General features: G+C 70.2%; 20 protein-coding genes and 2 pseudogenes. 7 read left to right on the top strand and 15 right to left on the bottom strand.

Annotation, left to right across the window (positions count from 1 at the left end; genetic code table 11):
* Nucleotides 1-64: 64 nt before the first annotated feature.
* Nucleotides 65-721 (bottom strand): pentapeptide repeat-containing protein, encoded by a 657-nt coding sequence (locus tag ABH926_RS32930; protein ID WP_370369824.1) that lies wholly within the window; start codon nucleotides 719-721, stop codon nucleotides 65-67.
* Nucleotides 722-774: 53 nt separating this feature from the next.
* Here ABH926_RS32930 and ABH926_RS32925 point away from each other — a divergent pair, with 53 nt between their 5' ends.
* Together ABH926_RS32925 and ABH926_RS32920 are read left to right on the top strand one after the other, a co-directional pair.
* A complete protein-coding gene (locus tag ABH926_RS32925; RefSeq protein WP_370369822.1) occupies nucleotides 775-1,518 on the top strand; it encodes a class I SAM-dependent methyltransferase in 744 nt (247 codons plus the stop codon).
* A 2-nt stretch (nucleotides 1,519-1,520) separates the two neighbouring features.
* Nucleotides 1,521-2,294, top strand: a complete 774-nt coding sequence (locus tag ABH926_RS32920; RefSeq protein WP_370369821.1) for an ATP-grasp domain-containing protein — start codon at nucleotides 1,521-1,523, stop codon at nucleotides 2,292-2,294.
* 103 nt (nucleotides 2,295-2,397) lie between these two features.
* Here ABH926_RS32920 and ABH926_RS32915 read toward each other — a convergent pair whose 3' ends face one another.
* The 7 genes from ABH926_RS32915 to ABH926_RS32885 all read right to left on the bottom strand — a co-directional run bounded on the left by ABH926_RS32915 (nucleotide 2,398) and on the right by ABH926_RS32885 (nucleotide 11,554).
* Nucleotides 2,398-4,140, bottom strand: a complete 1,743-nt coding sequence (locus ABH926_RS32915) for an ABC transporter family substrate-binding protein (protein ID WP_370369819.1) — start codon at nucleotides 4,138-4,140, stop codon at nucleotides 2,398-2,400.
* A 49-nt stretch (nucleotides 4,141-4,189) separates the two neighbouring features.
* Nucleotides 4,190-6,352, bottom strand: coding sequence for a dipeptide ABC transporter ATP-binding protein (locus tag ABH926_RS32910; protein WP_370369928.1), 2,163 nt, complete (start codon nucleotides 6,350-6,352; stop codon nucleotides 4,190-4,192).
* Nucleotides 6,353-6,363: 11 nt separating this feature from the next.
* Nucleotides 6,364-7,332, bottom strand: a complete 969-nt coding sequence (locus ABH926_RS32905; protein ID WP_370369818.1) for an ABC transporter permease — start codon at nucleotides 7,330-7,332, stop codon at nucleotides 6,364-6,366.
* Nucleotides 7,332-8,312 carry an ABC transporter permease gene (locus ABH926_RS32900; RefSeq protein WP_370369817.1) on the bottom strand — a complete coding sequence of 327 codons (981 nt, stop codon included), beginning with the start codon at nucleotides 8,310-8,312 and terminating at the stop codon, nucleotides 7,332-7,334. Before ABH926_RS32900 ends, ABH926_RS32905 begins: the two co-directional genes overlap by 1 nt.
* Before the next feature lie 416 nt (nucleotides 8,313-8,728).
* A complete protein-coding gene (locus ABH926_RS32895) occupies nucleotides 8,729-9,544 on the bottom strand; it encodes a class I SAM-dependent methyltransferase (protein WP_370369816.1) in 816 nt (271 codons plus the stop codon).
* Nucleotides 9,545-9,663: 119 nt separating this feature from the next.
* Nucleotides 9,664-10,488, bottom strand: coding sequence for an HAD family hydrolase (locus ABH926_RS32890; protein ID WP_370369815.1), 825 nt, complete (start codon nucleotides 10,486-10,488; stop codon nucleotides 9,664-9,666).
* A 43-nt stretch (nucleotides 10,489-10,531) separates the two neighbouring features.
* Nucleotides 10,532-11,554: a bile acid:sodium symporter family protein gene (locus ABH926_RS32885; protein ID WP_370369927.1), complete on the bottom strand. Its 1,023-nt coding sequence runs from the start codon at nucleotides 11,552-11,554 to the stop codon at nucleotides 10,532-10,534.
* 114 nt (nucleotides 11,555-11,668) lie between these two features.
* Between ABH926_RS32885 and ABH926_RS32880 the strand changes: the two genes are divergently transcribed.
* Entirely contained in the window at nucleotides 11,669-12,316 is a 648-nt protein-coding gene (locus tag ABH926_RS32880; RefSeq protein WP_370369814.1) for a GntR family transcriptional regulator, read from the top strand.
* Here the strand turns inward: ABH926_RS32880 and ABH926_RS32875 are convergent.
* Nucleotides 12,310-12,585: a hypothetical protein gene (locus ABH926_RS32875; protein ID WP_370369813.1), complete on the bottom strand. Its 276-nt coding sequence runs from the start codon at nucleotides 12,583-12,585 to the stop codon at nucleotides 12,310-12,312. The genes ABH926_RS32880 and ABH926_RS32875 overlap by 7 nt on opposite strands.
* Before the next feature lie 122 nt (nucleotides 12,586-12,707).
* On the opposite strand from ABH926_RS32875, the gene ABH926_RS32870 reads away from it, so the two are divergent.
* The 4 genes and pseudogenes from ABH926_RS32870 to ABH926_RS32855 all read left to right on the top strand — a co-directional run.
* Nucleotides 12,708-13,664: an STM4015 family protein gene (locus ABH926_RS32870; protein ID WP_370369812.1), complete on the top strand. Its 957-nt coding sequence runs from the start codon at nucleotides 12,708-12,710 to the stop codon at nucleotides 13,662-13,664.
* On the top strand, nucleotides 13,661-14,650 hold the full coding sequence (locus ABH926_RS32865; protein ID WP_370369811.1) for a hypothetical protein: 990 nt from the start codon (nucleotides 13,661-13,663) through the stop codon (nucleotides 14,648-14,650). Before ABH926_RS32870 ends, ABH926_RS32865 begins: the two co-directional genes overlap by 4 nt.
* A 68-nt stretch (nucleotides 14,651-14,718) precedes the next feature.
* Nucleotides 14,719-15,615 (top strand): serine protease, encoded by an 897-nt coding sequence (locus ABH926_RS32860; protein ID WP_370369810.1) that lies wholly within the window; start codon nucleotides 14,719-14,721, stop codon nucleotides 15,613-15,615.
* 43 nt (nucleotides 15,616-15,658) lie between these two features.
* A pseudogene (locus ABH926_RS32855) lies at nucleotides 15,659-15,982 on the top strand (AraC family ligand binding domain-containing protein); the annotation flags it as partial.
* 72 nt (nucleotides 15,983-16,054) lie between these two features.
* Here the strand turns inward: ABH926_RS32855 and ABH926_RS32850 are convergent.
* From ABH926_RS32850 to ABH926_RS32825, 6 genes and pseudogenes are all read right to left on the bottom strand, one after another.
* Nucleotides 16,055-16,369, bottom strand: a pseudogene (locus ABH926_RS32850) (L-rhamnose mutarotase); the annotation flags it as partial.
* Between the two features lie 14 nt (nucleotides 16,370-16,383).
* Nucleotides 16,384-19,587 (bottom strand): discoidin domain-containing protein, encoded by a 3,204-nt coding sequence (locus ABH926_RS32845; protein ID WP_370369809.1) that lies wholly within the window; start codon nucleotides 19,585-19,587, stop codon nucleotides 16,384-16,386.
* Between the two features lie 245 nt (nucleotides 19,588-19,832).
* On the bottom strand, nucleotides 19,833-21,983 hold the full coding sequence (locus ABH926_RS32840) for a DEAD/DEAH box helicase (RefSeq protein WP_370369807.1): 2,151 nt from the start codon (nucleotides 21,981-21,983) through the stop codon (nucleotides 19,833-19,835).
* A 79-nt stretch (nucleotides 21,984-22,062) separates the two neighbouring features.
* The gene (locus ABH926_RS32835; protein WP_370369806.1) at nucleotides 22,063-22,707 is read right to left on the bottom strand and encodes a VWA domain-containing protein; all 645 of its coding nucleotides are present in this window, start codon (nucleotides 22,705-22,707) and stop codon (nucleotides 22,063-22,065) included.
* Nucleotides 22,708-22,749: 42 nt separating this feature from the next.
* Nucleotides 22,750-23,346, bottom strand: a complete 597-nt coding sequence (locus tag ABH926_RS32830) for a TetR/AcrR family transcriptional regulator (RefSeq protein ID WP_370369805.1) — start codon at nucleotides 23,344-23,346, stop codon at nucleotides 22,750-22,752.
* Between the two features lie 72 nt (nucleotides 23,347-23,418).
* Nucleotides 23,419-24,909 (bottom strand): MFS transporter, encoded by a 1,491-nt coding sequence (locus ABH926_RS32825; protein ID WP_370369804.1) that lies wholly within the window; start codon nucleotides 24,907-24,909, stop codon nucleotides 23,419-23,421.
* Nucleotides 24,910-25,075: the final 166 nt, after the last annotated feature.

The following is a 25,075-nucleotide window of genomic DNA, read 5'->3' as shown; positions in this document are numbered from 1 at the left end:
GTCACTCCTCGGTGAACAAGCGAACATCCTGTCGCGCTATCGCACCAGCGTCAGGTGGATTACCTCACCCCACCTTCAGACCCAGATGCGCCGCCATCGCCGGCGCCAGCTCGACCAGCTGCCCGCCGTCGATCGTGGCGCCGCGCAACGCGTCCAGGCCGGCCTTGAAATGCAGGCGCGCGCCGCGCAGGTCGACCTCGGCGAGCTTGGCGCGGCTGAAGTCGGCCTCCTCGAAGGTGCAGCCGGGAAAACGCACCCGGGTCAGCTTGGCGCCGCCGAAGTCGGCCTCGCGCAGCAGGCAGTCGGTGAAGACCACGTCGGTCAGGGCCGCGCCGCGGAAGTTCACCGCGTCCAGCTTCACCTGGTCGAAATGCACGCGGCGGATATCGGCGTCGTGCCACTGCACCCCCGAGGCGATGCCGCGCACCAGCTCGGTGTCGCGCCAGTGCGAGGCCGACAGGTCCGGCCCCAGCAGGCGCGAGTCCTCCATCCGCACGTCGGCGAACGTCGTCTTGCTCCACTCCCCGCCGACCAGCGTCACCTCGGCCAGCAGGCACTGGCTGAAGCGGGCGTGGCTGGCGAAGACGTCGTCCCAGCTCACGTCGGCGGCACGCTGGTATTCATACTGGCCCTCGTCGCGCACCCGGGAGTCCAGGAGCGCCAGTTCGGCTAAGGGCGGCAGGTCGGGGCGGGGCGGCGGGACAGGCTGTGAAGATGGCATGCCGATCATTGTGGCCCACCCGCAAGCCGGTCGCCGGGGCTACCGTCACAGTCATGCCCGATGCGATCTTCGCCCATCCCCGCCTCGCAGCGATCTACGACACCTTCGACGACGACCGCTCCGACCTGGACGCCTACGTCGCGATCGCCGCCGAGCTCACCCCCGGCCCGGCCGCGGCGTCGGTCGTGGACGTCGGCTGCGGCACCGGCAGCCTCGCCGTCCGGCTCGCCGCGCTCGGCTACCGCGTCACCGGCGTCGACCCGGCCGCCGCCTCGCTGGCCGTGGCCCGCACCAAGCCCCACGCCGACGCCGTCACCTGGATCGAAGGCGACGCCACCGCCCTGCCATCGGCCGCCGCCGACCTCGCGCTGATGACCGGCAACGTCGCGCAGGTCTTCCTCACCGACGAGGACTGGATCGCCACCCTGCACGCCATCGCCGCCGCCCTGCACCCCGGCGCCCACTTCGTCTTCGAAACCCGCCGCCCCGAGCGGCGCGGATGGGAGGAATGGACCGCCGATGCCGCGCCGGTGGTGCGCGAGGTCCCCGGCATCGGCACGGTGCAGGAACGCAGGGCCTTCCTCAGCGTCGACGTGCCGTACGTGTCCTTCGGCAGCTCCTACCACTTCCCCGACGGCGAAATCGTCAACTCCCAGTCCACCCTGCGCTTCCGCGAACGCGAAGAGGTGCAGGCCGGCCTGGACGAGTGCGGGTTCGACGTCGTCGACGTACGCGAAGCCCCGGACCGGATGGGAAAGGAGTTCGTGTTCGTCGCCCGCAGACGGGATCATCGGTGACCATGGCCGCACCAATCACCGCACTGGCCCTGTCGCCGCAGCAGACCTCGACTTCCGAACTACTCGCCGACGCGGCACGCGCCCGCAGCCTGCGCGTGCTCGCCGCCGACCAAGCACCGGCCGGCGCGCGGGCCGCGTACTACGGCGGTCCGCTGTTCGGCGCGAAGGTCGCTGCGGCACTGGGCGTCGGCCTGCTCGTCCCACCGGACGACTTCCTGCAGTCGCTGCCGCCGGACCTGCTCGGACGCCGCGTCCAGGCCATGACCGCCGCCGAGGCCCGGCACCTGAGCCGGCCGTTCTTCGCCAAACCACCCACCGACAAGTCCTTCGACGCGGGTGTCTTCACTGACGGCACCCGCCTGCCCCGCCTCCCGCCGCACACCGTCGTGCAGGTATCGGAGGTCGTCACCTTCGCCGAGGAACACCGCCTCTTCCTCCTCGACGGCCTGGTGCACACCGCCAGCCGCTACGCCCGCTTCGGCGGCCTGGACGTCGCGCCCGCCACCGCCGCGGCCGCGACGTTCGGAGCCCGGGTCGCCCACCAGGTCACAGACCTGCTCCCATCGGCGGTGGTCATGGACATCGGCCTCATCTCCGACCCGGACACCGGCACCGAACACTGGGCCGTGGTGGAGGCGAACATGGCCTGGTTCGCGCACAGCTACGCCGCCGACCCCGACCGCGTCCTGGATGTGGTCATCGCCGCGGCCGGCCCCCGCGACGCCGTCCGGCACGCCGACCTGCCGTTCCTGGACCCGCCGTTCCCGGACGCCTGACGCGGACGGGCCGCCGGGTTCGAAAACCCGGCGGCCCCTTACGGCGACTGCCTTTCAGCGCCTGCTTCTACCTCGGGGAGAAGGATCAGGCACCGACCCGCACCTAGCTCCCGCTCACAAACCCCAGATTCTCGTAAACCGTGTCCTGAACCCCCGGCGCACCATAGTTCGCCAACTTCGAGTTCGTCGCCACAATCTGCGGACGCTGATACAACGGCACAATCGTGTCCAGCTTCCAAATCGCCGCGTCCGCCTGGTTCGCGTACGCGATGGTCTGGGTGCGGTCCATCGTGCTCAGCGCCTTCGTGAACAGGTCGTCGATGTCGCTGCTGCCGATCCGGCCGTAGTTCTGCTGGATGTTCAGCGAGCCGTCCGGGGCGGTCGTCGGGTTGGCGAACACCGGCTGCGCCGTGCTGATCGGGTAGGCGTTGCCGCCGAGAGTCACCGGGGCGATGTCGAAGTCGCCGGTGTTCACGTACTTCGTGTAGTAGTCCGAACCCGGGACCGGGACGATCGTGATCTGGATGCCGACCGCCGCCAGCTGGTTCTGCACGATCTCCGCCAGCTGCTTGGACGTGTCGTTCGTGGAGGAGATCACGAACTTCAGGTTCAGCGTCTTGCCGTCCTTCGTCCGGGTCTTGCCGCCGTCGGTGCTCGTCCAGCCGGCCTGGTCCAGCAGGCTCTTGGCGCGCGCCACGTCCTGCGTGCCGAGGTCGCCGGAGTTGTCCTGGTAGCCCTGCTGGTTGGTGAGCAGCACGTGGTTGTCCAGCGGGTCGGTGCTCACCCCCAGCGGGCCGACGATCGCGGTGTCGATCTGCTTGCGGTTGATGCCGATGGTCACCGCGTTGCGGACCTTGACGTCCGACAGCGGGCCGGTGCCGGCGCCGTTGAACGTCAGGTTCGCCCAGACCGGGCCGGCCGCCTTGTGCACCGTCACGTTCGGCAGGTTCTTCACCTGCGCGTAGTACGCCACGTGTGCGCCGATGCCGTACTGCAGGTCGACCTCGTTGTTGGCCAGCGCGCCGCTCTGCGCGTCGGAGTCGATCGACATGAACACGATCTTGTCCAGCTTGGCCTTGTCACCCCACCACTTGTCGTTGCGCACCAGCGTCAGCGTCTTGGCGGTCTGGTCGATCGAGCCCAGCTTGAAGGGGCCGTCGCTGGTCGGGATCGCGTCCTTGAAGTCGCTCACGAACTTCTTCGGGTCGCTGTTGGTCGCCGCCGGGTACAGCGGCGAGAACAAGCCCTGCCACTCGCTGTAGGGCTTGGTGAAGGTGATGATCGCCTCCTTCGGGCTGCTGCCGGCCTTGATGCTGGCGATCTGGTCGTAGCCGACCGTGCCGGAGACCTGGAACGCCTGGTTCGTGCCGTTCAGCGCCTTCCACTGTGCCTCGAAGTCGGCCTCGGTCACCGGCGTGCCGTCCAGCCACACCGCCTGCGGGTTGATCTCCAGCGTCACCACCTGCTGCGGGGACTGGGTGACCGTGTAGGAGGCGACCAGGTTCTTGTTGTTGTGCGGCACGCCCTTGGAGTCGGCGTAGAACGGCTGCTCCAGGACCGCGCCCATGATGTCCGACACCGAGCCGTCGGTGCCGTCCACCTCGTTGTAGTTCAGCTGGTCCGAGATCGCCGCCTCCGGCCAGCGCAGCGTCCCGCCGTCGGCGATCTTCTCGCGCGGCTGCGGGTTGATGTCGTTGCCCGGCTGGGTGTTGATGTTCTTCGCCGGGGCGCCGCTGCCGCCGGAGCCGGACTTGCCGGACGAGGAACCGCCGCACGCGGCCAGGCCGAGCGCCAACACGGCCACCGCGGCCGTGCTCAGAACCAAAGAACGGGGACTGCGTCTCACAGCGGTGTTCTCCTTAGGTGAGGGTGAGGGATTGTCAGACCGAGGCGGATCACGCCACGGTGCTGTGCGGGATCAGAGAAGGCGCCCAGGCGCCCAGGTGATGGCAGGCCGCGGTACGGCCCGGATCGCCGTCGACCGGCACCGGCGCCGGATCCTCGGCCTCGCAGCGGCCCCGCGCCTCGGGGGACTCCAGCGCCGCGTACAACGGACACCGACCCCGGAACCGGCAGCCGCGCAGCGCGTCGGCGTCACTGTCGAGCACCACCGGACTCGGCGGGTCACCGGGCAGCACGATGCGCTCACGCCGCCGCTCCACCACCGGATCCGGCACCGGCACCGCCGACAACAGCGCCCGCGTATAGGGATGCCGCGGATCCTCGAACACCGCGTCGGCGTCCCCGTACTCCACGACCCGCCCCAGGTTCAGCACCGCCACCCGGTCGGCGACATGCCGCACCACGGCCAGGTCGTGCGACACGAACAGATAGGCCAGCCCCAGCTCGCGCTGCAACTCGGCGAGCAGGTTCAAGATCCCGGCCCGCACCGACACGTCCAGCGCCGAGACCGGCTCGTCCAGCACCACCAGCCGCGGCTCCAACGCCAGCGCCCGGGCGATCGCCACCCGCTGCCGCTGCCCGCCGGAGAACTCCCGCGGGAAACGGTTGGCGTGCGAAGGCTCCAGACCCACCATCCGCAGCAGCTCACGCACCCGCGGCGTGGTCTTGCCGTGCCCGTGCGTACGCAGCGGCTCGGCCAGCAGATCACCGACCGGCAGCCGCGGATCCAGCGAAGCCAGCGGATCCTGGAACACCGCCGCGATCCCGGCCCGCACCTGGTTCGCGCGCCGCCGCACCCCCCGGCCCCGGTTCAGCGCGTCAAGGTCCTGACCCAGAACACTGATACTCCCGGCCTGCGGCGCGCGCAGACGCAGGATCTCCATCACCGTCGTGGTCTTGCCGCTGCCCGACTCGCCGACCAGCGCCAACGTGGTGCCGGCCGGGATGTCCAGGCTGACGCCGTCCACGGCGCGAACCGTGCCGATGCGGCGGCGGATGATCGAACCCTTGGTCAACGGATGATGCTTGATCAGGTCGCGGACGGTCAGGACGGGATCCTTGGGTTCGGCGCTCGCCTCCGGCCTCGGCTGACAGTCTTCGGCAGGCTCTGATCCACCGACGACGGAATCCGAATCGGCACTGTGATCTTCTGCCGGATCGCCGGCCATCAGATCCAGCCCCTCACCACTGCGATGACAAGCCGCCTGCCGCCCCGGCGCGACGTCCACCAGCTCCGGCTCCGCCGACCGGCACACATCCACCACGAACTCGCACCGCGCCGCGAACGGACACCCCGCCCCCAACTCCAGCAACGACGGCGGCGCCCCGGGTATCGCCCGCAGGCGCGCGCCGCGGCCGGCGTCCAGGCGCGGCAGCGAACCCAGCAGCCCCGCGGTGTACGGCATCGCGGGCTTCGCGAACAGCTCCTCGACCGTCGCGGTCTCCACCGGGCGCCCGGCGTACATCACCGCGGCGCGGTCGGCGAAGCCGGCGACCACGCCGAGGTCGTGCGTGATCAGCACGATCGCCGCGCCCGTGGCCTTCTTCGCGGTGGCCAGGACCTCCAGGATCTGTGCCTGCACCGTCACGTCCAGGGCCGTGGTCGGCTCATCGGCGATGATCACGTCCGGGTCGTTGGCGATCGCCATGGCGATCATCACGCGCTGGCGCATGCCGCCGGAGAACTCGTGCGGGAACGCCTGCGCGCGCCGCACCGGATCCGGGATGCCGACCAGCTCCAGAAGCTCCACCGCACGCCGCATCGCAGCGTCCGCCGACACCTCCTGGTGCACCCGGATCGCCGCCGCGATCGCCTCGCCGACCCGGTACACCGGGGTCAGCGCGGACAGCGGGTCCTGGAACACCATCGAGATGCCCGCGCCGCGGATCCGCGACATCTCCTTGTCGCCCAGCCCCAGCAGTTCCCGGCCGCGGAAGCGCACCGAGCCGGTCACCTTCGCGTTCGTCGGCAGCAGGCCGATCGCCGCCATCGAGGACACCGACTTGCCCGAGCCGGACTCGCCGACGATCGCCAGCGTCTCCCCGCGCCGCACCGTGTAACTCAGGCCTCGGACAGCCTCCAGCGGCCTGCCCTTCTCGCCGGGGAACGACACGCGCAGGTCCGTGACCTCCAACACCGCGTCCGACGACACCATCGCGTCCGAACTCACGCCGCACCCTCCGAGGCCTGGTCGGCGGCGGACATCGCGGCCGAGGTGGAGGCCGAGGCGGTGCCGGCCGTGTCGTCCATCGCGTCGCGCAGGCCGTCGCCCACGAACGCCACCGCCATCACCGTCAGGATCAGCAGGATGCCCGCCGGGTAGAACAGCCACGGGAAGTTCAGGGCCGAATCGGTGCCGTCGGCGATGATCGTGCCCAGCGACACGTCCGGGGGCTGCACGCCGAAACCGAAGTAGCTCAGCGAGGTCTCGGCGATGATGGTCCCGCCGACGTTCAACGTGGCGTCGATGATCAGCAGCGAGGCCATGTTCGGCAGCAGGTGCCGGGTGATGATGCGCAGCGGGTGCACCCCCATGACCTCGGCGGCCGTGACGAACTCCCGCTCCCGCAGCGAGCGCGCCAGGCCCCGCACCATGCGCGCGGTCACCATCCAGTTGAACGCCGCCAGCAGCACCACGAACAGCAGCCAGGTCCGGCCGTGGAACAGCGGCGAGGTGATCGCCAGGATCAGGAACGAGGGCAGCACCAGCAGCAGGTCCACGAACCACATCAGGACCCTGTCGGTCCAGCCGCCGAAGTACCCGGCGGTGGCGCCCACGATCCCGGCCAGCCCGGTCGACAGCACCGCCGCCAGAAGCCCGATGATCAGCGACTTCTGCAGACCGCGCAACGTCTGCGCGTACACGTCCGAGCCGATCTGCGTGGTGCCGAACCAGTGCGTGGCCGACGGCCCGGTCAGGAAGTTGCTGTAGTCCTGGTCCTTGTAGTTCCACGAACTCAGATACGGCCCGATGAACGCCAGCGCGAACATCAGCACCAGGATCACCAGCCCGGCCACCGCCAGCTTTCGCCGCAGGAACCTGCGCAGCACGATCCGGCCCCGGCTCAGCGCCTCCGGCTCGGCCGGACGCGCCGCGTCCTCCTCGGCGATCACGAGCTCCATCCCGGCGGCCATCAGACACGCACCCGCGGGTCCAGCAGCGCGTGCGCCACGTCCGAGAGCAGCCCGGCTATCAGGATCAGAACCGCGGTGAACAGCACCATCGCGGCCACCGAGTTCACGTCCTGACGCCCGATGGAGTCCACGAACCACTCACCCATCCCGTGCCAGCCGAAGATCTTCTCGGTGAACGTGACCCCGGTCAGCAGCATGCCCATCTGGTAGGCGAAAAGCGTGGCCATAGGTATCAGGGCGGTGCGAAGCCCGTGCTTGACCAGCGCCGGGCCGCGCCGCATGCCGGTGGCGCGCGCGGTGCGGATGTAGTCCGCGCCGAGCACGTCGAGCATCGCCGAGCGCTGATACCGGCTGAACAGCGCGGCCTGCCCGAGCATCAGCGACAGCGTCGGCACGACCAGGTGCTGTCCGCGGTCGACCAGATGCCGCAGCCATCCTCCGGCCAGTCCCGGCGTCGTCTCGTTGGTGTACGGCAGCAGCGTGGTGCCGGCGGCCTGGTTGATCTTCACGGTGCCGATCTTCAGCAGGACCGCCAGCAGGAACACCGGCGTGGACAGCACCAGGAAAGACAGGAACGTGATGGCGTGGTCCGATGGTCGGTACTGTCTGATGGCGCCGATGAACCCGAGCGCGACGCCGACCAGCGCGCCGGTGATCGTGCCGACCAGCACCAGCCGCAGCGTCACCCCGACCCGGCGTCCCATCTCGGTGGACACCGAGGTGTCGTCGATGGTCTTGCCCAAGTCGCCGGTCACCACGCCCTCGGCCCAGTGTCCGAACCGGTCCAGGATCGGTGTCTTGTCGTTCAGGTTCAGCTCGTTGAGCGTGGCGTTCACCGACGCCGCGGGAGGCGGCGGCTGGCGCTGCGCGAAGTACTCGCGGGGCTGGAGGCTGGAGGCCGCGAGCAGGTAGCCCAGGCACGTCGCCAGAGTGATCAGAACCAGATAGTTGACGATCCTGCGCAGCAGGAAAGGGCCCATGGCGTCGTGTGGCTCCCGTATCAGGGCACGCTTATGCGTGTCGAAAGGACTTGGCATGGCGCTGAGCGGTTCTCGGACCGATCGGTACCCGGGAAACACCGCTTATATGCAAAAGCCTTCGACTAAAAGACCGGCATGCGGATGGCGGGGGAGGTCAGAACCCTTTTCAGGAAAACGGACACAGCGCGCTGGCCACGCGGCAGTAGTCCACGTGGCCGCGGGTCGTCAGCAACACGGCGCGGTCCATGGGCTGGAACCATAGCGGTAAAACCCTGATTGTGCACGCACAGCCCGGCCCTCTCGACATGCGAGAGGACCGGGCTGCGGTCGGAAATATCGGGACACCGAATGGTTCGGCCCCCGAATAACGCCGTCGGTCGGCGTATTGGCCTGCGCGGAAGGCTATTCCGGGTATATCAGGCCACGCAGATGATCTCGCCGTGAACGACGTTGAACCACCCGTCCTCGGCACCGGCCCACGCGCGCCAGCCGGCCGCGACGGCGTCCAGGTCCTCGAGGTATGCGAAGCCCTTCTCGACGTACTGCGCGGCGGTCGAGGACTTGGTGGTGCGATCGGCCCACAGCTCGGCCCACCACCGGCGGTCCGCCGGGTCGGCGAACACCCAAGACGACGCGCCGGCTGTCACGGCATCCTCCGGGAACCCGGCGGCCAGCGCCCAACTACGCAGCCGGCGCCCGGCGTCCGGGTGGCCGCTGTTGGACGTCGCCAAGGCCTGATACAGCCGCAGCCACTCATCCAGCGCCGGGACCTCCGGGAACCAGCGGAAGCCGCCGTAGTCGCCGTCGCGCGCCGCGACGATCCCGCCGGGCTTGCAGACCCGCCGCATCTCCTTCAGCGCCAGCACCGGATCGGCGACATGCTGCAGCACCTGGTGGGCGTGTACGACGTCGAAGGTGTCGTCCGGGAAGTCCAGGGCGTGGACATCGGCGACCGCGAACCGGACGTTGCCGGTGCCGCGCTTGGCGATCTCCTCCCGTGCCAGAGACAGCGCCTCGTCGGTGATCTCCACGGCCGTGACGGTGCCCGGGGCGACGCGATCGGCGAGGTCGGCGGTGATGGTGCCGGGCCCGCAGCCCACGTCGAGCACGGCCTGACCTGCGGACAGGTGCGGCAGCAGGTACCCGGCCGAGTTCTCCGCGGTGCGCCAGCGGTGCGAGCGGAGGACTGACTCGTGGTGGCCGTGGGTGTACGTGTTCTGTGGAGTCGGCATATCCAAAGTCTCCGGCCTCGTCGTCATGCCGGAGACTCTAGTGAAGTGTTCGATATTCGAGAAGATATGTCTCGCCATCTGAGACGCATCCGAGTGCGAGTGCGAGTACGAGCTCGAGTTCAGCCCCGGGTATCGAAGAGCTCTTCCACGATCAGCGCCACGCCGTCGTCGTCGTTGCTCGCCGTGACGCCCTTCGCGGCGTCCTTCACCTCCGGCAGCGCGTTGGCCACCGCGTAGGACCGGCCGGCCCAGCCCAGCATCGGGATGTCGTTCGGCATGTCCCCGAAGGTCACCACGTCCGCGGCGTCGATGTCCCGGGCGGCACACCACGCGGCCAGCGTCGTGGCCTTGGTGACCCCGGGCGGCCCCAACTCCAGCACGCCGTACCGGGTGGAGTAGGTCAGGTGGCCCAGCGTCCCGACCGCCGGGCTCGCCTCGGCGAACATCTCGGCGCTGTCGCGCGTCCGGTCCGTGGTCAGCAGCTTCAGCACCGGCTGGTCCGCCACCGCCCCGGCCAGGTCCTCGAACGGCACTACCAGCCGTCCGGCATCGTCGCCGTCCCGGTCGAACGTCGACAGCTCGTAACCGTCCTCGCGCACCAGGCCGTATGCCGTCTCCATCGCGATCCGGGCGTCCGGCAGCGCCGCGCGCAGCCCGGACAGCAGTTTCGGCAGCGTTGCGGTCTCGAACGGCCGGGTGTCGTAGGCCCGGCCGGCCCCCAGGTCGTAGCACACCGCCCCGTTGGAGGCGATGACGTGCGGCAGCCGCGAGAAGCACGGCTTGAGCCGGTCCAGCCACCGGATCGGCCGCGCGGTCACGGCTATCACGTGCGCCCCGCGCTCCATGGCCATGTCGAGGGCGGCGCGGGTGCGCTCCGACGTGGTGCCGCCGCTTTGCAGCAGGGTGCGGTCCAGGTCGGTGGCGATGACTTTAGGTGGGTTCACACGATCAAGACTCGCACGCGGCGCGGACGCTGAGAATCTCGCGTCAGGCCCGCACGGCGGCCAACCGCGTCCCGGCCGGATCGCTGGCTGGACCGCCGGCCTGCGCGCCGGAGCCGGCGTCCCGCTGTCCCCACCGCCGCGCCAGGACCGTGCACGCCATCAGCTGAACCTGGTGGAACACCATCAGCGGCAACACCATCAAGCTCAGCTCGTGCCCCGGGAACAACACCGCCGCCATCGGCAGCCCCGAGGCCAGGCTCTTCTTCGACCCGCAGAACACCAGCGCCACCCGCTCGGCCCGCGCGAACCGCAGCCGCGCCGAGGCCAGCCCGGTCAGCGTCAGCACCGCCGCCAGCAGCGCCGCGCAGCACACCACCAGCGCCCCCAGCCGCGCCGCCGACACCGAGTGCCAGACCCCGGCGACCATGCCCTCGCTGAACGCGCTGTACACCACCAGCAGGATCGAGCCGCGGTCGACGAGCGTCAGCAGCGGCTTGTGCGCGCCGATCCACCCGGCGATCCAGCGGCGCGCGATCTGGCCGGCGGCGAAGGGCAGCAGCAGCTGCGCGGTCAGCGCCAGCACCGCGCCGCCGTTCACGCGGACCGCGCCGCCGAGCACGACCGAGGCCAGCGCCGGCGTCACCACGATCCCGGCCAGCGAGGAGAACGACGCCGCGCACACCGCCGCCGCGACGTTGCCCCGGGCCAGGGACGTGAACGCTATCGAGGACTGCACCGTCGAGGGCAGCAGCGTCAGGAACAGCACGCCTTTGGCCAACTCCGGCCCCAGCACCGGCCGGGACGCGGCCTCGGCGGCCAGCCCCAGCAGCGGGAACAGCACGAACGTCGCGGCCAGGATCACCGCGTGCAGCCGCCACTGCTTCATACCGTCCCACGCGGCCTTCGGCGAGAGCCGTGCCCCGTACAGGAAGAACAGCAGGCCGATCGCGACCACGGTGACATGGCTCAGGCCGGTCGCCGCCGGGCCCCGGGCCGGCAGCAGCGTGGCCAGCGCGACCGTGCCGAGGATGGTCAGCAGATAGGGGTCGACGCCGATCCTGCCCAGGCGGTTGATCGAGCCCAGAGCGCCACGCACGGCCTGCCCGCCGCCCTGTAGTACGTTCGCCACAGCCCTTCCACCTCCCGGTCGGGCACGATTGTATACAATCAAGGGTGACGGATGGACGGCAGGGTTGGCAAGGACCGCGGGACCGCCGGAGCCGGCGGCGTCACCCGCGCCATCCGTGACGACATCATCCGCGGCGTCCACGCCCCAGGCGCCCGGCTGGCCGAGGAGGCGCTGTCGGCGCGCTACGGCGTCTCCCGCGTCCCGGTCCGCGAAGCCCTGCGCACGCTGGAGGCCGAGGGCTTCGTCGCCCGGCGCCCCTACGCCGGCGTGGTCGTCGCCGAGCTCGACGACGCCGAGGCCGAGGACCTGATCGAGATCCGCTCGCTGTTGGAGCCGCTGGGCGCCGCACGGGCCGCCGTCCGCCACACCCCCGAGCAGCTCGGCCGGCTCAAGGAACTGGTGGCACTGGCCGACGACGCGCTGGCCGCCGGCCGCCTGGAGGAGCTGGCCCGGCTGAACAGCCGCTTCCACGAGGTCCTGGCCCAGGCCTCCGGCAGCCGGACCCTCACCGAGCTGATCACCCAGCTCAGATGGAAGATGGAGTGGGTCTACACGGCCAAGCTGCCGCGCCGTGCCCAGGATTCCTGGCGCGAGCACCGCGAGATCGTCGAGGTCCTGGAATCCGGCGACCCGGACAAGGCGGCCCGCATCGTGGTCCGGCACATCGCCCGGGGACGGGACGCCCACCGGGATCAGTGAGGGCGAGTCGGCGGCATCTTGTCCAGGAGGTCTTCGAGGCTGTCGGCGATCACTGCGATCGCCGAACAGATCCGGCGGAAGCGGTCGAACGGCGGCTTGAGCCAGGCGCGCAGCCTGACGCGCCGGGCCAGCGCGACCGGCAGCAGCACGATCCGCGCGGCCAGCAGAACCAGCAGCACCAGCAACGCCGCGACGAACGTCAGGATCATGGCACAGAAGAACGGGACGACCACGACCCCGAGCACTGCACCCCCCGGCGTATTGAGCATGCCCTCTCTTCCGATGCTGCCACCGTCAAGCAGCAATCGCTGAGAATCAAAGCTCTGAGAACACGATTGTATACAACACGGCCGGCCGTCACAGTGTCCCCGGCAACCGATACCGTGCCCGGGTGATCCAGGATTTCCGACGCGACGCCCTGACCACCTTCCACGGTCTGCCGGTGTTCCCCTTCGCCCACGGCGACCCGGCCGAGCTGGAACCCGGCGGCGTCCCCGACGACATCGAAGCCTGGGCCTGGCGCGTCGGCGCCGACGAATACGACGAGGCCGACGGCGAACAGATCTGGCCGGCCTTCCTCCAGACCGTCGACACCACCCGCGTCAAAGCCCTGACCCTGGCCGCCTGGGACTCCTGCGAGTCCGGCACCGGCTGGGACGAATACCACGCCGCACTCCTGGCCGCCGCCGACCGCTTCCCCAACCTGGAAGCACTGTTCGTCGGAGACGTCCCCTCGGAGATGTCCGAAGTCTCCTGGATCGGACAACCCGACCCCGGCCCGCTGCTCGCCGCCTTCCCGAACCTGGTCGAATTCGGCCTGCGCGGCACCGCCGAGATGTCGATGGAACCCCTGGCCCACGACCGACTACGAGAACTGACACTGCAGACCGGCGGCCTGCCCCCGCACGTCGTCCGCGCCATCGGCGCCTCCACCCTGCCCGCCCTCACCGGCCTGGACCTCTACCTCGGCACCTCGATCTACGAAGGCGGCGCCGAGGCCGCAGACCTCGCCGCCATCCTGTCCGGCACCGCCTTCCCAGCCCTGCGACACCTGGGCCTGCGCAACGCCGAGGACACCGACGCCCTGGCCGCCGTCCTCGCCCACGCCCCCGTCGTGGCCCGCCTGCAATCCTTGGACCTCGCCCTCGGAACCCTCGGCGACGACGGCGCGGCCGCACTGCTCGCCGGCCAGCCCCTGACCCACCTGCACCGCCTAGACCTGCACCACCACTGGATCAGCGACGAGATGATCGAACGGCTCTGGCAAGCCCTCCCGGAAGCGGACATCAACGTGGACGAAGCACTGCTGGGCCGCGACAACGACCGATTCATAGCGGTCGCCGAATGAGCACGCCGAGCTGGGCGGTCGTGACCGGCCAGGAGGACGAGGCGGCGCGCGCCGAATGGTCGCGTGCGGCACAGCAGGCCGGCCTCGCACAGCCGCGTTTCGTGCCGTGGTCCGCCGTGGTGGACTCCGAGGCCGAGTTCGGCTCAGGCGAGGTGGTCTTCGCCGAACGTCTGTACCCTGACACCGCGGCCGATCCGGTCGGCGGCCAGCGTGCGCGGTACGCGCACCTTCAAGCAGCCCTGGAACGCCTGGACGCGGCGGCCACCAAGGCCGGCGCGAGCCTCGCGGCCTCTGTCGAGCAGACGCTGCTGGCACTGGACCGTACGAAGTGTGACGCGTTCCTGCGCGACAGCGGCCTTCCGCTGCTGGAACTCTCCGACGTGTCCGCCGTCGGCGGCAACACCCTGCGACCCCGGTTCGCCGGCTCCGACGAGTGGATGATCGACGGTTGGCGCACGCAGCTGTTCCGGCACCGCACCCGCACCGGCTTCGAGGTCTGGCGCGCTCCCGGCCAGGGCGCCGGCGACCGACGGGAGTTGGCCGAAGTCGCCGAACTGCTGGCCCCCGACGGGATCCACGCGGTCGCCTCGCTTCACCGCGTGCACCTGCTCAACAACTTCTACGACTTCCGGTTCGCGGTGCTGGACGGCAAAGTCACCCACGCCGTCGGCGTGAAGCGCGAAGGGGACGCGCTGCGCGAGTGGTACGGCGGCAGGCGCCGCGAGATCGACGCCTTCCTCACCCGGTTCGCGACCGAGCGCTGGGAGCGGCTGATCGCGCTGGCCGAGCGCACCGCCACGCTCTTCGCCGGGATCCGCTCCCTGGGAGTGGATCTCATCCTGGACAACGAGAAATCCGAATACGTCTTCGACGTGGACCCGTTCGGCGCGTCCCTGCCCGGACTCGTCGGCGGCCTGCCGGGCGCCGAGGGGGAGCCGGTTTCCGTGCGCGGCGCGGTGCTGCGCTCGCTATCAGCGCATTGGTAATCCCGACAACCGCGACCGGTATGCTGCGCGACTGACAACGTTCCGAATCCGGAGGCATCCTCACTGTTATGAAGAACCGCCGCCACGGTCTGCTCGCGTCCACAGCCCTCGCCGTGTCGGTGCTGGCGACGGCCTGCCACGGCGGCTCTTCCGCCGCTGATGCCGCTGCCAGCTCCGCCAGCAGCGAGGCGGCCGCCACGAAGGTCGTCACGCACGTCATGGAGTCCACCCCGGAAGACCCGCACACCGTGCTGCGTTCGGGGCCGCCGCTGACCGGATCGATCCCGGCCGGCACCACGGCCAACGGCAAGGTCAGCGCTGTCGCCTTCGACGGGATCCCCAAGGTCGGCGCGGTGTTCTTCAGCGTCGGGGGCGTGGTGTCGGCGCACTACTGCACCGGCAGTGTCGTACACAGCGGATCCGGGGACCTGATCGTCACTGCCGGGCACTGCGTGTACGACAAGCTCTACACCGGCTGGAACAACCACATCGTGTTCGTACCGGGGTACCACGACAACACCGCGCCCTACGGGGAGTGGGTCGCCACCACCGCCTACCTGGACTCGAACTGGGTGGCCCAAGAGGACCCGGACGCCGACATAGCCTTCCTGAAGGTGCGCAAGGTCGGCGGCGGAACGCAGACCCTGGAGAGCCTCACCGGCGCCGACACGTTCTCCGCCGAGCCGGGGTACGCGAACTCGATCAGCATCGCGTCGTATCCGCTGCTGGCGTCCCGGCCCGTCGGCTGCACCGCGCCGACGAAGAAGTACACCGACACCCAGCTGGAGCTGGACTGCTCGGGCCTGCCCGAAGGGGCCAGCGGCAGCCCGTTCATCGCCTCGGGGAACCGGCTGGTCGGCGTGCTCGGCGGGTACGAACAGGGCGGCAACTCCCCGGACATCTCCTACAGCATCTACTTCTCGAAGCGGATCGCGAAGATCTACCAGGCCACCTCAGGGTCCTGACCCGGGCTGGACGCGCGGCGTGCGGACATCGCAGGATGCCGATATGGACGTTTCGGCGCCGTCCCCCCACACCGAGCGCGCACCCGGCGCCGGCCGCGGCCGTCTGGACCTGCACGAGCTGGAGGTGCCCGAGGTCGCCCTCCTGCCGTTCGCGGCCGGCTCCTTCCAGCGCATCGGGCCCCTGTCGCTGGCCGACTTCCCGCACCGGCACACCTTCTACGAGATCGTGCTGGTGACCGCCGGCCGCGGCCTGCACGTCGTGGACTCCCAGCCCTGGCCGATCACCCCGCCGCACTTCGGGGTCATCGTGCCGGGACAGGTGCACCACTGGCAGGACGCCACCGGCGTCGAAGGCTCGGTACTGCTGTTCAACGAGGACTTCCTGGTAGGCCATCCCGAGGACGTCCCGGTCCTGCGGGCCCTGCACACACTGACCTTCCAAATAGAACACCTCATCGAGCGGCACCATCGCCCCATCCGGCGCACCGCCGTCGATCCCCTCGAAGTAGCGCGCCATCTCCTCCTGCCACCGGGCGTTGACCTCGGAGCCGGCCATCGCGGCGAGCGCGGCGCCGAAGTCCTCGGTCTCCAGGTAGCCGACCAGCAGCCCGTCCGGCCGCAGGAACAGCGAGTAGTTCCTCCAACCGGACGCGCTCAGCGTCGCCAGCATGTCCGGCCACACCGTCTCGTGGCGTGCCCGGTATTCCTCAGCCAGTTCGGCCTTCACCTTCAACAGGAAACAGACGCGCTGCATGCTGTGCTGCCCCCCTACGTGACCGAGATCCCGGCCAGCTGCATGTAGTACGTACCAAACGGATCGGCAGTGAGCTGAGTGCCCGTGACCCGTACATACCGGGCCGTGCTCGCACCGAAGCCGAAGGCCTGCCCGCCGGCTGTCGGCCGCGGGTACGAACTCTGCGTCGTCACCGTGGTCCAGTTCGTGCCATCAGGGGAGATCTGGATCGTGAACGCGGTCGGGAAGCCCAGGCCGGTGTTCGGGGCATCATCGCGCGGGTAGAGCGTGACCTGGCTGATCAGCGACGGCCCGCCGAGGTCCACCTGGGCCCACTGCGTGGTGTCCGGCGAGCTCGATCCGGCGCTGCTCCAGCCCGAGGAGCTCCACAGGTCGGTGTGGTGCGCACCGTCGGTCAGGTTCGCGGTGAGCCAGCCCTCGTTCGGCAGGTTCGCCGAGCTCGACGCGCTGGCCGGGCGGCCCAGCGCCAGGTCGCCGCCGTGCGCCTCGATCTCGGCGAACTGCATGTGGTAGTGGCCCAGCGGGTCGGTGCCCAGGTTCGTGCCGGTGACCTTCACATACCGGGCCGTGGTCGCGGCGAAGGGGAACGTCTGGGCTCCGGCGCCGGGCTTCGGATAGCCGGTCCGGGTGCTCACGGTGGTCCAGTTCGTGCCGTCGGCCGAGACCTGGATCGTGAAGTCGATCGGGAAGCCCAAACCGGTGTTGGCCCCGTCGTCACGCGGGTAGAGGTCGACGCGGTCCAACGAACGGGCCGACCCCAGATCCAGCTGCACCCACTCGGTGTGGTTGACGGTGTACGTCCCCAGGCTGCTCCAGCCCATGGCGTCAGCCGCCGAGGAGCGCTGCCCGTCGACGGCCGACCGGATGCCCCAGCCCTCGCCCTCGTACGAACTCGAGGCCGTGATCGCCGCGGTCTCCACCGGGTCGACGGACGTCGGCATCACCCGCGCGTTCCAGAAGTTCGCGCTGGCCCCGCCGGTGACCACCCCGACGTCGCCGGCGCTGAACGCCGAGTCGGTGACGGTCAGCACCGGCGCCTGGCCGGTCCCGGAGTACACCGTCAGGGTGCTGCCCTGAGCGACCACCCGCAGGTGGGTCCGCGCTCCGGAGACGTAGCCCGGGACGGTCGCGTGCGCGAGCGTGGTGCCACTGCGGTAGACGAACACCTCGCCGTCGTCGCGCTGGGCTATGAGATACCCGGAGTCCATGTCCGTGCCGTTCGCCGAGCGCACCATCAGCCCGGCCCAGTTCTGGCTCCCGCCGCTGGCGTTCACCCCGGTGATCTGCAGGTCCACGCTGGCCGAGACGTCCTGGTAGCCGCGGCCGCGGAGGTAGGAGACGTAGCCCCAGTTCGCCGAGGAGTCAGACTGCGTGTACTCGGCCCCGTTCGTGGACCAGGTGCCCTTGGTGTGGGTCCAGAAGTGGTCGCCGCCGCTGAAGTCGTCGGTGAACGGCAGTGCCAGGTCGGCGCTGGTGCCGGCGAGTTCGTCCAGCAGCTGCTTGTGCACGGCCTCGACGTCCCACCCGGACGTGTCGTACGACGTCGGGTTGGTGACCAGGGTCTCGGACAGGGTACGCGCCGCATCCGGCTTCACCGCCGCGAGCTGGTGCAGCAGTTCGTAGTCCTGCAACCCGGCGGTCTGCGCCTCGCTGCGCAGGCTGTCGTAGATCGTGTAAGCCGACTTGTCCGGATACACCAGCCACTGGTCGCCGGTCTGCGGGCCGTTGAACGTGTCGGCCGGCGTCCACTGCGGCTTGGAGGTGTCGATCCAGTAGTTCCAGCCCCAGTGCAGGTAGCCGTCGCCGCCGATCTTCCAGTCCAACCACGGGATCAACCGGGTCTCGTCCAAGTAGTTGCTGGTGAACCTGTTCATGTACTTGCCCTGCGGCGATATGCACGTGTAGAGCCACAGGTCCTTCCCGCTGATCCGGTAGTTCTGGTACAGCGCCGTGTTCTGGTCGTAGACGATGCTCTGCGGGGTCGAGGTCGTCAGGTAGGAGGCGTCGCCGGTGAAGGCGTTGTCCTGGGCCTCGTTGGTGAGCGGGTTCGGGAAGTACTTGTCGTAGACGGCGTAGAACCAGTTGGCCGCCGCGGCCTGCTGCGAGGTCGTCGGCTCGTCCAGGCCGCTCATGTAGAAGCGGTTCGTCCAGCCCATGGCGTCCAGGTGGGCCTTGAGCGCCGGGAAGAACTGGTTGAGCCACGTCGTCGTGTTCGGGCAGCCTGCTGCCGGGCCGGCGTTGACCGGACACAGCACGTGCTTGACCGCGCCGCTCACGCCGTTGGCCGCGACCAGCGTGTCCACCTGCGGGTCGGTCCCGCCGTTGGTGGGGCTGGGCTCCAGCAGCGTCGGGGTGTAGATGTACTGCATCGCGCCGGAGTTCACGAACAGGTTCACGAACCGGTCGAAGGTGCTCCAGCCGAACGTGAAGTTCCCGGAGGCGTCGACGGTGGTGTCCGGGATCGCCAGCGCCTCGGCGTCGGCGTAGATCACGTTGTTGCGGTGCCTGGCCATGTCGGCGGCGATGTTGGTCTCGACGGTCCACCAGTTCGGGTCGAACATCTGCACCCCGTACTCGCCGGGGATGGACGTGACCGTACCGGTGTAGTCCCAGCCCGCCGAGGTGAACCAGTTGTTCATCTTGAACGTGGACTGGCTGGTCGGCGGGATCGTCACCGGATACACGGTCACCGACACCGGCACCGCCACCGCGCCCAGGCTGCTGTTCACCGTCGTAGTACCGGTGTAAACACCCGGTGCCTGCCCCGAGGGCACGGCCACCTCGTAGTAGCTGGCGAAGGTCGTGTTCGCCGCCACCGACTGCGGGCTGTCGTCGATCAACGCGTCGTAGTAAGCGGTGCCACCATCGGGCGGGTTCTGGATGTTGCCGACCTTGGAGATGGACGGGTGGTCGTACTCATACCGGGCGCTGATGTCGGCGGCCGGTATGGTCGCGCCACCCGGCCCGGTCAGCGCCCCGGCCGTGACCGACACCCCGGTCTGCGCCGAGGCCGACCGGACGAGGATCTGCGCGGCCTCGGTGTCGTCGCCGGCCGTGTACAACTGGATTGAGGTCGGCGCGGTACTCGGCTCGGTGGTGGAGGTGAAGGGCCGGTCGGCGGCGTCGAGGATCCACACGGCGGGACCGGCGGTGGCGGCGGACGCCACATCGGGTTCGGCCAGCGCGCTCAACGACAAGGTCGTCAGCGCGAGGCTCATCAGAAGGCGCAAGGAAGTGCCAGAACGTATGCGCATAGGGACTCCGGGCTCTGGGAAGGCGTCTCAGCCGGTGTTGAAACGATTCATTCGCTTCGGTCGGTCGGAGACTAGTCAGAGCTCGGATACTCGTCAACGTTCTGCTTTACGGTGTCGTGAATCCTTTGCACCGCAAGGGTTTCCGCCACCACAGCAAAGCCACCCCGCATCCGGCGCGGGGTGGCTCAGGGGAATTGAATCGTCGCTGGCTACGCCTCCAACGCCAACGCGAACGGCAGCACCTCATCGGCCCCGGCCCGCCGCAGCATCCGCGCCGCCACAGTCATCGTCCAGCCGGTGTCGACCCGATCGTCCACCAACAAGATCGGCCCCTGATGCGCCGCCACCGCCTCGGCCAGCGCCGGACCGAGCACGAACGCGTCGTGGACCTGCATCAGCCGCTGCGCGCTGTTGCCACGGCGCACCTGCCCGGCCGCCCCGGGCGCGACCACGTCCACCGCACCGAGATACTCCAGACGGCCGATGGCCGCGATGCGGCGCGCGGTGTCGGCGATCAGACCCGGACGGCTGTGCGAACCGATCGACACCACCGCCGTCGGACGCTGCTTCCAACCCCAGGCCGCCAACACCTTCACGATCCCGTCCACCATCGGCTCCGGCAACGGCCGGTCGGCGCTGCCGTCGGCGAGCAGCTCACGCAGCCGCGCACCCCAGCCCAGGTCCGTCAGACGCCCCAGAGCACGGCCGGCCTCGGCGGCCTCGGCCGGCGGGATCTTGCCGGTCAACGCCACCCCGAGCGCCGACATGCCGGTCGGCCACAGCTTGCGCGGCGCGATCTCCACCCCGGGCTTGGCCAGCGCGGCGCGCGCCGCCTCGGCTCCTTCGCCGGAGACCGCGGCCACGAACTTCGGCCCGGCGCAGTTGTCGCAGCGGCCGCAGGGCCCTTCGACGGCCGGGTCGTCGAGCTGGCGGCGCAGGAAGGTCATGCGGCACTCGGTGGTGGTCTCGTACTCGATCATCGAGCGCTGCTCGGCCTCGCGGGCGGCGGCGACACGGGCGTAGCGCTCGCCGTCGTACTCCCACGGCTCGCCGGTCGAGACCCAGCCGCCCTTCACCCGGCGCACCGCACCGTCGACATCCAGAACCTTCAGCATCGTCTCCAGCCGCGAGCGCCGCAGGTCCACCCGCGGCTCCAGGGCGGCGGTGGACAGCGGGCGGCCGGCGGCGGCCAGGGCGTCCAGGGTCGCGCGGACCTGCTGCTCGGGCGGGAAGGCCAGGGAGGCGAAGTACTGCCAGATCGCGCGGTCCTCGGCGCCGGGCAGCAGCAGCACGTCGGCGTGGTCCACGCCGCGGCCGGCACGGCCGACCTGCTGGTAGTAGGCGATCGGCGAGTTCGGGGCGCCGAGGTGGACCACGAAGCCCAGGTCGGGCTTGTCGAAGCCCATGCCGAGGGCCGAGGTGGCGACCAGGGCCTTGATGCGGTTGCCGAGCAGGTCCGCCTCGGCCTGGCGGCGCTCGGCGTCCTCGGTGCGGCCGGAGTAGGAGGCCACCTCGAACCCGCGCGAGCGCAGGAACGCCGCGACCTCGTCGGTGGCCGCGACGGTGAGGGTGTAGATGATGCCCGAGCCGGGCAGGTTCGGCAGCTGCTCGGCCAGGAACGCGAACCGTTCCTCCGGACTGCCCAGGCGCACCACGTGCAGCGACAGGCTTTCCCGATCCAGCGTCCCGCGCAGCACCAGGGTGTCGCCGTCGCTGTGCGTACCGAGCTGTTCGGCGACGTCGGCGACCACGCGGGCGTTCGCCGTGGCGGTCGTGGCCAGCACCGGGACGCCGGGCGGCAGGTCGGGCAGGAACGTCCGGATACGGCGGTAGTCCGGGCGGAAGTCGTGGCCCCAATCGCTGACCGTGTGAGCTTCGTCCACAACCAGCAGCCCCACCTCCGAGGCCAGCTTGGGCAGCACTTCGTCGCGGAAGTCGGGGTTGTTCAGCCGCTCCGGGGAGATCAGCAGCACGTCCACCTCACCGGCCGCGACCTCGGCCTGGATGTCCTCCCACTCGTGCAGGTTCGCCGAGTTGATGGTCCGGGCCCGGATCCCGGCCCGCTCGGCGGCCTCGATCTGGTTGCGCATCAGCGCCAGCAGCGGCGAGACGATCACCGTCGGCCCGGCCCCGCGCGCCCGCAGCAGCGCGGTGGCGACGAAGTACACCGCGGACTTGCCCCACCCGGTCCGCTGCACGACCAGCGCCCGCCGGTGGTCTTCCACCAGCGCGTGGATCGCCGTCCACTGGTCCTCGCGCAGCCGCGCCGACTCCCCGGCGAGGCGGCGCAGCAGGGACTCGGCCTCCTCACGCAGGGCGGGGGAGGAGGGGGCCGGGACGGATGCGCTGGTGTTGCTCATGGCGTCATTTGTACAGGTTCTCTGTGACAGGACGGCGCGGGGTGGTACGGGGCGGCGGGCGGTGGTGCGGCGGGGCTGCCTACGCCCCAGTGCCGCCCTGCGGCTCCTCGGCCACCGCCGCCTCACGTTCCTCGTCGGTGAACTCGTACCGGCCCGAGGCCGAACCGCGCGAGACCATCCGCCCCGCCGAGCTCATCGACCTGCGGGTCGAGCGGCTGCTGTAGGACAGGCTGGAGCCGCGGTCGATGCCCATGGTCGCCGCCACGGTGATCGCGTCCTGGTCGGCGCCGAGGAACACCACCTGCCAGCCCTTCGCCCGCCGCTTCTCGATCAGCTGCTTCACGGCCTCCAGCGTGTACTCCCGCGAGGCGTTCTCCGCGCCGTCGGTGAGCACGACCAGCACGACCTCACCCGGCCGCTCATCCGCGTCCAGGACCTTGACCTGTGCCTTGACGGTGGTGATGGTGCGTCCGATGGCGTCCAGCAGCGCGGTGCGTCCCCGGGGTTCGAGCGTGTAGGCGGGGACGTCGGCGAGCGCCAGGTTCTCGTACACGGGCTCGTACTTGGTGTCGAACTGGTACAGCGACACCCGCGTGTCGCCGGTGTTCTCCTGCTGGGCTTCCAGGAACGCCGCGAGGCCGCCTTCGGTGTCGTCCTTGACCGCGTTCATGGAGCCGGACCGGTCCAGGACGATCACTATGTGGCGCAGGTTCGGGTTGGACATGGTTCGGCTCCGTTTCAGAGACCTGCGAAAGGTGCTGTGAGTCTAGCTCGCGCCGGTCCCACCGGGCCCGCGCAGCAGCCCGAGCATCGTCGTGCTCAACAGGTCCGCGGCCTGCTCGCGCCCCAGCCGCCCGGCGTCGGCCTCGCCGGCGGCGGCGTGGGCCAGGGCGTACACCGAGGCCATCACCCACGGCAGCGGCAGGTCGGTGCGGAACTCGCCGGATTCGCGGCCGCGGACGACGACCGCCTCGATGCGGGCGAAGACCTGGTCGTGCAGCCGTCGTACCTTCTCCGGGCCCAGATGCCGGGTGGCCGCGCCAAGCAGGCCCTGGTAGCGGCCCAGGAGCCAGGGCGCGTGCAGGAGCCGGTCCACGGCCTCGGCGGCGGTGCCCGATTCCAGGTCCAGCGCCGAGAACGTCGCGTCGGCCTCGGCCAGCGAGCGGACCAGCAGGGCATCGACGATCGACTCCAGGGAGTCGAAATGCCCGTACACCGTGACCCGGCCGACGCCCGCCGCCTTGGCGATCTCGGTCACCGTCGCGTCGGGGCTGCCGGCGAAGCACCGCAGGGCCGCGTCGAGGACGGCGGTGATGGTCCGCTCGGCGTCGGCGCGCTTGGGCTTGTCGGTCTTGTCGGCCATGGTCACAGCGTATGGGGTGGTAGGTAGTGCGGTGGTGGTGCTGCTTTGCCTAGGCGCCGGCGCGCGCGGGCCTCAGTGCCCGAACACCGGCCGTGCCGTCGGATCCGGACGCCCCGCCGGCAGCGCCCGCAGCGCCGCGAGCGCCGCCACCGCAGCGATGCCGGCGGCGGCCGCGAACGCGGTGTGGAACCCGTCGACCCCGGTCGCCGTCGTCGTAGCAGTTGCCGTAGCAGTCGCCGTAGCCGTCGCCCCGAGGCTCCCGGCAGCCAGCACCGAGGCCAGCGCCACGCCGAGTGCCGAGCCGAGTTCGTGCCCGGTGTTGACCAGGCCGGAGATCAGGCCCGCCGCGCTGTGGTCGGCCTGGTGCAGGGCCGCGGTGGTGGCCGTCACCAGCGCCATGCCGACGCCCACGCTGAGCAGCATGAACCCGGGCAGCACCGCCAGCGCCGCGTTGCCGCTCGCCGGGAGCCTGGTCAGCAGCAGCGCCCCGGCGGCGGCCACGGCGAAGCCGGAGACGGCGGTCCGGCGGAAGCCCAGGTGCCCGACGCCGTGCGAGGCCAGATGCGCGCCCAGGCCCGTGGCCACCGCCACCGGCAGGTACACCACGCCGGTTTTGAGCGCCGAGTAGCCCGCGCGGTGCTGGAGGTACCACGAGATGAGGAAGAACCCGGTGATCAACAGGATCGTCGCCGCGAACATCACCGCGGTCCCGGCGACCACCGCACGGTCTCGTACTAGTTCCCGTCGTAGCAACGGATGCGCCGCCGAACGTTCCACCAGAACCAGCACGACAGCCGCCAGCGCCGCGCCGGCCGACGGCAGCAGCGTGCCCGCGCTGCCCCAGCCGGAGCCGCCGGCCTGGATCAGGCCGTAGACCAGCAGCGCGGCGGTGGCGGTCGCGGCCAGCGCGCCGGGCACGTCCAGACCGCGCAGCGACCGCGCCGGCGCCGAGGCCGCGACCAGCCGGGGCAGCAGCACCAGCACCGCCAGGCCGATCGGCAGGTTCACGAAGAACACCCAGCGCCAGCCCGGCCCCGAGGTCAGCGCGCCGCCGACCAGCACCCCGACCGCGGCCCCGGCCCCGCCGACCGCGCCCCAGACCCCGAGCGCCTTGGTGCGCTGCGGACCGTGGAACGTCGTAGTGACGATCGACAGCGCGGCCGGCGACAGCAGCGCGGCGGCGACCCCCTGCGCGGCGCGCCCGGCGATCAGCTCCCCGGACGAGTGCGCGAGCCCGGACACCAGCGAGGCGGCGGTGAACGCGGCCAGGCCGAGCAGGAACGCGCGTTGTCGTCCCAGGCCGTCGGCGAGCCGGCCGCCGAGCAGCAGCAGCCCGCCGAAGCACAGCGTGTAGGCGGCCGGCACCCAGGTCAGTGCCTGGCGGCCGAGGGACAGATCGTGGGCCATCGACGGCAGCGCCAGATTCACCGCCGTGATGTCGACGATCAGCATGAACTGCGCCAGGCAGAGCAGGACCAGGGCGGCCCAGCGGGAGTGGTCGTGGCTTTCGCCGTGGTCGTGATCTTGGCTGTGACCGTGATCTTGGACGTGGCCGTCGTCCATCGGAATCCCCTCCGTCGTGGAAATCAAACAGTGGTGTTCGAATTCCACGATGACGCGCCGCCCCGACTAAGTCAAACGCACGTGTTTGAGTTATAAATCGATTCGGCCTGGGCGCTAGGCTTGACAGACCCCATCAAAACGGCCGGAGAATCGGTCCGAGCAGCGA

It is taken from the genome of Catenulispora sp. GP43, from assembly GCF_041260665.1.
Taxonomy (GTDB): Bacteria; Actinomycetota; Actinomycetes; order Streptomycetales; family Catenulisporaceae; genus Catenulispora.
Note: the sequence above shows the minus strand (reverse complement) of the source record. Positions and strands in the feature narration are given on the sequence as shown.